Source organism: uncultured Candidatus Puniceispirillum sp., assembly GCF_963979125.1.
Classification (GTDB): Bacteria; Pseudomonadota; Alphaproteobacteria; order Puniceispirillales; family Puniceispirillaceae; genus Puniceispirillum.
This window is the reverse complement of sequence record NZ_CAXBVX010000090.1, coordinates 1-8,026: the sequence shown is the minus strand read 5'-3', so window position 1 is coordinate 8,026 and position 8,026 is coordinate 1. Positions and strand designations below refer to the sequence as shown.

7 protein-coding genes and 1 pseudogene are annotated in these 8,026 nt (G+C 51.3%); 7 read left to right on the top strand and 1 reads right to left on the bottom strand.

Annotation, left to right across the window (positions count from 1 at the left end; all coding sequences use genetic code 11):
• Positions 1-668, bottom strand: a 668-nt coding sequence (locus ABNT28_RS08775; RefSeq protein ID WP_348721405.1) for a hypothetical protein, incomplete at its 3' end; no start/stop codon positions are given.
• A 471-nt stretch (positions 669-1,139) separates the two neighbouring features.
• Between ABNT28_RS08775 and ABNT28_RS08770 the strand changes: the two genes are divergently transcribed.
• The 7 genes and pseudogenes from ABNT28_RS08770 to mraY all read left to right on the top strand — a co-directional run.
• A complete protein-coding gene (locus ABNT28_RS08770; RefSeq protein ID WP_332924958.1) occupies positions 1,140-1,622 on the top strand; it encodes a division/cell wall cluster transcriptional repressor MraZ in 483 nt (160 codons plus the stop codon).
• The gene (gene rsmH, locus ABNT28_RS08765) at positions 1,622-2,626 is read left to right on the top strand and encodes a 16S rRNA (cytosine(1402)-N(4))-methyltransferase RsmH (RefSeq protein ID WP_348721404.1); all 1,005 of its coding nucleotides are present in this window, start codon (positions 1,622-1,624) and stop codon (positions 2,624-2,626) included. The genes ABNT28_RS08770 and rsmH overlap by 1 nt, the downstream gene beginning before the upstream one ends.
• Positions 2,617-3,084 (top strand): hypothetical protein, encoded by a 468-nt coding sequence (locus ABNT28_RS08760; protein ID WP_332923464.1) that lies wholly within the window; start codon positions 2,617-2,619, stop codon positions 3,082-3,084. The genes rsmH and ABNT28_RS08760 overlap by 10 nt, the downstream gene beginning before the upstream one ends.
• A complete protein-coding gene (locus ABNT28_RS08755) occupies positions 3,084-4,802 on the top strand; it encodes a penicillin-binding protein 2 (RefSeq protein WP_332923463.1) in 1,719 nt (572 codons plus the stop codon). Before ABNT28_RS08760 ends, ABNT28_RS08755 begins: the two co-directional genes overlap by 1 nt.
• Entirely contained in the window at positions 4,789-6,297 is a 1,509-nt protein-coding gene (locus ABNT28_RS08750) for a UDP-N-acetylmuramoyl-L-alanyl-D-glutamate--2,6-diaminopimelate ligase (RefSeq protein ID WP_332923462.1), read from the top strand. The genes ABNT28_RS08755 and ABNT28_RS08750 overlap by 14 nt, the downstream gene beginning before the upstream one ends.
• Positions 6,294-7,760: a UDP-N-acetylmuramoyl-tripeptide--D-alanyl-D-alanine ligase gene (gene murF / locus ABNT28_RS08745; protein ID WP_348721403.1), complete on the top strand. Its 1,467-nt coding sequence runs from the start codon at positions 6,294-6,296 to the stop codon at positions 7,758-7,760. The genes ABNT28_RS08750 and murF overlap by 4 nt, the downstream gene beginning before the upstream one ends.
• Positions 7,750-8,026 (top strand): annotated as a pseudogene (gene mraY / locus ABNT28_RS08740) (phospho-N-acetylmuramoyl-pentapeptide-transferase); the annotation flags it as partial. The gene murF and the pseudogene mraY, both read left to right, overlap by 11 nt.

Genomic DNA, 8,026 nt, shown 5'->3' with positions numbered 1-8,026 from the left:
CTTTCCAGCTTGGCATCAAGCGTTGTTACCTTGGCGTCAATAATACCTGTTTTGCTGTCAACTGCGCGGTCAATCGCCGCACGTTCGGTGGCAATCGCCGTTTCAATCGCGCCTTTACGCCCCGTAATGATGGCCGTTGTTGCCGCGTTAACCGCCGTATTAATGGCGTCATTACGCGCTGTGCGTTCGTCATCCAACTCACTATCCAGCTTGGTATCGACAATCGATTCCACCGCCGCGCGATCAAGACCCTGCGGGATGTCATTCACCGCGGATGAAACCGCACTGGCAATCGTCGCATCACGCGCGCTTACTTCCGCCGCGCCATGTTCGGCAATCAGGCTTTTGACCGTCTCGGCATCCGCTTGACTGGCTGTCGCCAGCGCCGCGTCAATCGCATCATTGACCGTGCGAAAATCGGCAAATCTGCGCCAGTTGCGCCAATAGGGCGTGGCTGGTTTACGCGTACGTTGCCAGAATTCGCGCGGGGCATCATTGGCGATCAGCATCTGCCAGCCAATGTCGCCTTGATAAATGGTGTTAACAATACCGTTACTGTTTACATCATTGGGTTTGTTTGCCGTGGTGGCGTCAAAGAATGCCGTTCCCGTTACCGCATTATTCAGATCGGATAAGGTTGTTAAATCAGTATTTCGGTCAGTTTGCATAATCACTCCTATGCTTGGTTGAAATCATCCCATGCTTTGGGACTCTGGCGGCATACGGCACCGTGCGAAGGTGCCCATATGTGAAATGCCGTCATCTGCATGCGCAGGGATGGGACTATGGAAGCAACATAGTTAAAAAAACGTTAATAATAGAACAAAAAATGAACATAAATTGAAAAAATAATGTTTTTCATTGGCTTGAGGCTATTTTCTCATATTTTACATTTAATACATTGAAAAGCTTGCCTTTTCCCATGAAAAACAAGCTAAAACCCATTGACGACCATTATTTCCCATGTTATCCCATAATATCCCATCTTTGGGTGAATGGCGCGCTTTCTGGTTCCTCCCTGCGGAAATCTGCGCTGCACCTGAAGTTTTAGGGGGTTTGTAAAGTGATACCCGGCACATGGCATTCCGCTTATGGCCGGAGCAACTGGCTGGCACGGCTGTGAACTATAGGAGCGTCGCGTGGATTTATTTCTATCCACATTTGAGCATCGGATTGACAAGAAGGGACGCTTATCCGTGCCAGCCCCTTTCCGCGCCGTATTGGAACGACGCGATGATCCGCTTTATATTTATAAATCGCTGACCGAGCCTTGCCTTGAAGGTTGTGGTTCTGAACGTATTGGCCAGATTGTTGACGCCATTGATACAATGGACAGCCTGTCCGAAGAAGTCGCCACCTTGCAGACAATGTTATCCAGCGCCCAGGAAATGAAGCTGGATAGCGAAGGCCGGATTATGCTATCGGCTGATTTCATCGGTTTTGCCGCGCTAGATGAAAGCGCGCTTTATGCCGGTATTGGCCGGTCATTCCAAATCTGGTTGCCTGACCGCTATCGCAATCGCGAAACTGATGCCCGAAACCGTGCCAAAACAACAGGCCTGCCATCACTCAGGCTAGGCCGGAGCGCATCGCAAGACCCGCCACATAACGGAGGCCGCTAATGTGTGGCCAGATGCTTCACCAGTCGGTTTTGTTAAACGAGGTGGTGGATGCTTTGCGCCCCGCCATTGGCAAGGCCTATCTTGACGCCACCTTCGGCAATGGCGGATACAGCCGTAGCCTGCTTGATGCCGCTGACTGTAACGTCATTGCGATTGACCGCGACCCTGACGCGATTGCCCGCGGACAGTCGATGGTGGCTGAATATAAACCCCGCTTTTCGCTTGTCGAAGGCTGTTTTTCCGATATGCAGTCACTTGTGCATAGCGCACTGGCATCTGCAGATTCGACATCGACAAGCCATGCCAGCGCGCCGGTTCTGGATGGGGCGGCTTTTGACCTTGGCGTCTGTTCGACCCAGCTTGATCAGGCTGATCGTGGATTTTCATTCCGTCAGGATGGCCCGCTGGATATGCGCATGTCACGATCCGGAATCAGCGCCGCAGATATTGTCATGAGTCACGAAGAACATGATATTGCGCAAATTCTGTGGGAATATGGCGAAGAAAAAGCATCGCGTCGGATTGCCAAAGCCATTGTCAAAGCACGTAGCGAAACAACCATATCAAGCACCAGCCAGCTTGCTGCCATCATCCATAGTGTGATGCCTGCCAAGCGGTATGGCCAGATTGACCCAGCAACGCGTAGTTTTCAGGCCTTGCGTATCTATGTAAACCGCGAGCTTGACGAGTTGAAATCCGGCCTTGCCGCCAGCGAAGCCATGCTCAAGCCTGGGGGGATTCTGGCGGTTGTATCTTTTCATTCGCTCGAAGACCGGATCGTGAAACGCTTTCTGGCGTCACGAAGCCAGATAGCATCACAGCCATCTCGGCATCGCCCGCCCAGCAATGGCCCAGCTCCAACTTTTGAATTGCTGACGCGCAAAGCCTTGCAAGCTGGAGATCGTGAACGCGAAGATAACAGCCGCGCCCGATCGGCCAAATTGCGTGTCGCCATGCGCACTGATGCCCCCTATCCAGGACAGGAGAATGCCCTATGCGCATGATTTTGATTGGGGCAATAGTTCTGGCTGGCCTTGGCACCACCTTGTATCAGGTTAAGACGGGGATCGATGCACGTCAGGATCGGCTGAACGATCTGAATCTGACCATTGCCGTTACCAAACGCGATATTGCTGTTCTTGAGGCTGAATGGGCGTATTTGTCACGCCCTGAGCGGATCATGAATTTGTCCAATTCGTTATTGGATATGGAACCGATCAGTCAGGACCGTATTTTGCCGCTGGACGCCATTCCGATGCGGGTGATGTCGGAACTAAATCCGGAAAAACCAACCCCAGTCGTTCAACTTCCAGAACCCAAAAAACCGAAAGCACATGCCATAAAGCATGCGCCGACAAGCGCTGACACAAATAAGCGCACGACAATGTCTGTCAGGCTACCCGCTCTCGATACAAAAGGCGTCAATATCAAAGCCATTCTGGCAACTGGGGACAAACCATAATGCGACATAAGGGATTTCTATCTACTTTGCATAATCTTGTGTTGCCGCCTCGCCCTGATCCAGCAGCGTCGCGGGTGATTGCAGAAATGCGTCTGCTTCTGTGCGCCAGTGTCGCTATATTGGCCTTTAGCATCATTGGCTTTCGGATTTTCAACCTGTCAGATGCGGGCGCACGCGAGCGCATCGCCAATCATTTCAAAACCTCGCACATCGAGCGTGGCCAGATACTTGACCGCAAAGGACGGCTTCTGGCGACCAATCTGCCGATTACAGTTCTGCATGCCGACCCTCGCGAAATCATGGATGTGACCGACGCGGCCAAGAAGCTGGCACCATTTATCGCGCGGCATGATGTAGCAAGTCTGAAAAAATTACTGTCAAAACAGACCCGCTATGTCGAACTGGATCGAAAACTGACACCTCTGCACCATGCCGAAATTCTGCGGCTTGGCATTCCGGGCGTGTATTTTGCCCAAAGCACATTACGCGTCTATCCACGTGCCGAAACAGCCGCGCATATTCTGGGACAGGTTGATCCCGAAGATAATGGCATTGCCGGAATTGAAAAATCGCAGGATGCGCATCTGGCCGCGGGCAAGGATATTCATCTGTCGCTTGATGTTGGGTTACAGGCGATTATGCGCGCTGAAATATCAAAGCAAATCAATGAATTCGAAGCTATCGGCGGGGCAGGTGTTTTGCTTGATACCCGCAGTGGTGAAATTTTGGCCATGACATCATTGCCAGACTACAATCCAAACCATTTTGCCAAAGCCAGTGATGACGCCCGCTTTAACCGTGCGACCAAGGGTCTGTATGAAATGGGTTCTACCTTCAAGGTACTGAATACTGCTATTGCGCTGGAAACAGGCGCGGCAACACCACGTACCGAGTTTGAAGTCATGAAGCCGCTTCGGGTAGCCCGCTTTACAATCAATGACTATCATCCCAGTAAAAAACCGTTAAATGTCGCCGAAATCATGGTGCATTCATCTAATATCGGATCGGCGTTGATGGCCGAGGAATTTGGCGCGGCAATACAGAAAGAATATATGAAGCGACTTGGCTTGCTTGACCGCTTGCCGCTTGAATTGCCGGAAATAGCCAAACCATTATCACCAAAGCACTGGAAGCGCGCCGCAACACTGACAGTGTCATATGGACATGGCATTTCGATTTCACCAACACATCTTGCCAGTGCTGTATCTACCGCCAGCAGTAATGGGTTGCGCATTGCCCCCACATTATTAAAGCGCAAAGCGGGTGACGAATTAGTCAAAACCCGTGTCTTTTCTGAGCAAACAGCCCGCGCTGTCAGATCAATGATGCGGCTGGTTGTTTCACATAAAGAAGGTACTGGCAAAAAGGCCCGCGCGCCTGGCTATATGGTTGGTGGCAAAACCGGCACAGCTGAAAAAGTTCAAGCTGATGGCGGCTACAATGCCAAAGCTAATCTGGCTACATTTGTCGCCACTTTTCCGGTGCATGACCCACGCTATGTGATCGTTATCATGGTTGATGAACCAAAAGGGCAAAAACAAACCTATGGTTATGCAACTGGTGGCTGGGTGGCCGCCCCAGCAGTGCGCCGTATCGTCGAACAGGTTTCCCCCCTTCTTGGTGTGCACCCTGTTGACGAAGAATCGCCATTAATTCGCCAGAAACTCATGTTTGATTTCAATATTGGCAATCAGGAGGCAACGCTTGCATCTTTCTGATCTTTTGAACAATTTGGCAGACATACCCGATCAAGCCGCATCGACGCCGATTGCGGGCATGAGTGACAATTCGCGCGCCATTAAACCGGGCGATATGTTTGCCGCGCTGGCTGGCAGTTCGACCGATGGGCGAAACTATATCGAGGATGCCATTAAGGCTGGTGCCAGTGCTGTTCTGACCGATATGCGCCCACTTGAAGCATCGCTGGATAATTTGAGCATACCAATTGTCATGGTCGAAAATCCGCGGCATGTGCTGGCCAGGGCCGCTGCCCGCTTCTGGGGCAAGCAACCTGGCATGATCGCCGCGGTAACTGGCACTAACGGCAAAACATCAACAGCTGATTTTCTGCGCCAATTATGGACGCGTGCAACATGGCAGGCAGCCTCGATTGGTACGTTAGGGGTCAAAGGCACCGATACACGGAAAATGGATGGTAAAATCCTTGATTTACCAAAGCTTACAACGCCTGACAGCGTTTCCCTGCATTCTGCCTTGTCACCGCTATGTGATGCAGGTGTTACCCATCTTGCGCTTGAGGCCAGTTCGCATGGTCTTGTGCAACAGCGTCTTGACGGGCTGAATGTCCATATCGCCGCCTTCACCAATCTGTCGCAAGACCATCTTGATCATCATGGTGATATGGAATCATATTTTACAGCCAAATCACATCTGTTCATGAATTTGCTGATGCATGCAGGCGCGGCAATCATCAATATTGATGATCCCTATGGTCGCCGCCTATGCGACATGCTAACCATACAAGGCGAAGCGCGTCAGATCGTTATAAAGACATTCGGCTTTGCTGATGATGCCGACTTCCAGATCGAAAACATTACGCCGATTGACAATATTCTGGAAATGTCGATCAAACATGGCGGTGACAGTTGGCATATCCCGCTTGCCATGTCCGGCACCTTTCAGGCGGTTAATGCCTTAACCGCGGCAATCATGGCGCATATGAGCGGGCTTACCCTACAGGACTCGCTTGGCGGATTAGCCTATCTCAAACCAGCCCCAGGCCGGATGCAGACCGTAACAGGCCACCCAAAGGGTGCGCAAATTGTTGTTGATTTTGCCCATACGCCCGATGCCTTGCGCGCTGCGCTTGAAGCTCTACGTCCCGAGGTCAGTCATAAGCTATATGTGCTGTTCGGATGTGGTGGCGACCGCGACCCGTCAAAACGCCCACTGATGGGTGCCATTGCAGATCAAGCGGCTGACATTGTTATCATAACTGACGATAACCCTCGTTCCGAAGATCCAGCCAATATCCGTGCCGCCATTATGGCCACCAGCCCCAAAAGTATTGAAATAATCCCGCGCGACACAGCTATCAAAAGCACGCTGGAAAAATTGGAAAGCGGCGATGTCCTGCTGATAGCTGGCAAAGGACATGAAACCGTTCAACTGATTGGTGATGAAACGTTGCCCTTTAGCGACATATCAGTTGCCAGCCGATACATCGCAGATATGACGGAGGCGCAAAAATGACCGCGCCTTTATGGACTGTTGATGAAATTTGCGCGCATACCAACGGCGTAATGGCAAAAGCAACCGATATAGCATCGCCTGTGGATCATATTACGATTGATAGTCGTATGTGCCGGAAAGGCAGCCTGTTTGTGGCTTTGCCCGGGGCAACAGCAGATGGGCATCAGTTCCTTGCGAAAGTTGCCGGCGCCGATGCCAGCGCGGCGATTGTAACAAAGCCCGACAATGCGGTAGAGCTTACGCAGATCATTGTGCCAGACTGTCTGACTGCTTTAACCGATCTAGCGGTTGCCGGACGTGAACGCCATAAAGGTGCCATGGTTGCAATAACCGGTTCGGTTGGCAAAACAGGCACCAAAGAAATGCTGGCGCATATTTTACGCGCTTTTGGACAAAGCCATGCGAATGAAGGCAATTTTAACAATCATATCGGCTTGCCGCTGAGCCTTGCCGCCTTACCCAAGGACAGCCAGTTTGCCATTCAGGAAATTGGTATGAATCACGCTGGTGAAATTGCCACTCTAACCCGCATTGCCCGCCCTGACGTTGCCATGATTACACGGATTGCTGCCGTGCATTCGGGGCATTTTGAGTCGATTGACGCGATTGCTGATGCGAAAGCCGAAATATTTGAAGGCATGCAAGGCGGCACGGCTGTTTTGAATATCGATGATCCCTTTTTTGACCGTCTATACCGCGCGGCCAAAGCGGCAGGCATCAAACGGATCATAACATTTGGCAATCATGGTGAAGCTGAATTCTGCTTACTGTCGGCACGCCAAGATGACGATGGCATGAAGATTGAGGCCGATTTATCGGGCTTTCCTGTTAGCTTCCGATTGGGCATGTCCGGCCATCATTGGGCGATGAATGCATTGGGCGTTCTGGCTTGTGTGCACGCGTTGAGACAGGATGCCGTCGCCGCAACCGATCATCTGGCTGATTTTGGTGACATTGCTGGACGTGGTGCACGCCATAGTGGCATTTTCAACGACAAAGCCATAACCGTTATCGATGATAGTTATAATGCCAGCCCCGCATCCATGTTGGCTGCACTGGAACCATTTTTAACAGACGCGCGCCATTGCGACATAATGGTGGTGAGCGACATGTTGGAGCTTGGCACGCATAGCGCCGTCGCCCATGATGAAATCGTATCAATTATTGCCCGCATTGCCCCCCGCCATGTCATTGCCATCGGGGGTGAATTTGCCCGCGCTTTTGCGCATGCCACCCCCCCATGTGATGTGATCTTTGCTGAAAATCCAGCAATCGCAAGTGATCTGCTGGCGCGCTTTGTAAAGACTGACGACACGATTTTTATAAAGGGGTCAAAAGGTTCAGGGGCATGGCGTGTTACCAACGCGCTATTAGATGCCATGACGGATAAGACACCCACCGCATCGGTTACTGACAAATCTGCCTTCAAACAATCAACTGAAGGAAAAATATATGTTACCTGATTTACTTGTTCCTTTGGCTGGCGAATACCAGTTTTTCAACCTGTTCCGCTACATCACCTTCCGGACAGGCGGTGCCACTGTTACAGCCCTATTTCTGAGCCTGTTATTTGGGCCCGTTTTTATCCGATGGCTGAAAACACATCAGAAAGAAGGTCAGCCTATTCGTGATGACGGGCCGCAGTCACATCTGATCACCAAGATCGGCACGCCCACAATGGGTGGATTACTGATTCTGGCCACCTTTGCCTTTTCGTCGTTGCTATGGA

What these genes read in the sequence shown, in the direction of transcription:
- rsmH (WP_348721404.1), top strand. Translation starts at nt 1,622, where the DNA reads ATGTGTGGCCAGATGCTTCACCAGTCGGTTTTGTTAAACGAGGTGGTG.
- ABNT28_RS08760 (WP_332923464.1), top strand. Translation starts at nt 2,617, where the DNA reads ATGCGCATGATTTTGATTGGGGCAATAGTTCTGGCTGGCCTTGGCACC.
- ABNT28_RS08755 (WP_332923463.1), top strand. Translation starts at nt 3,084, where the DNA reads ATGCGACATAAGGGATTTCTATCTACTTTGCATAATCTTGTGTTGCCG.
- murF (WP_348721403.1), top strand. Translation starts at nt 6,294, where the DNA reads ATGACCGCGCCTTTATGGACTGTTGATGAAATTTGCGCGCATACCAAC.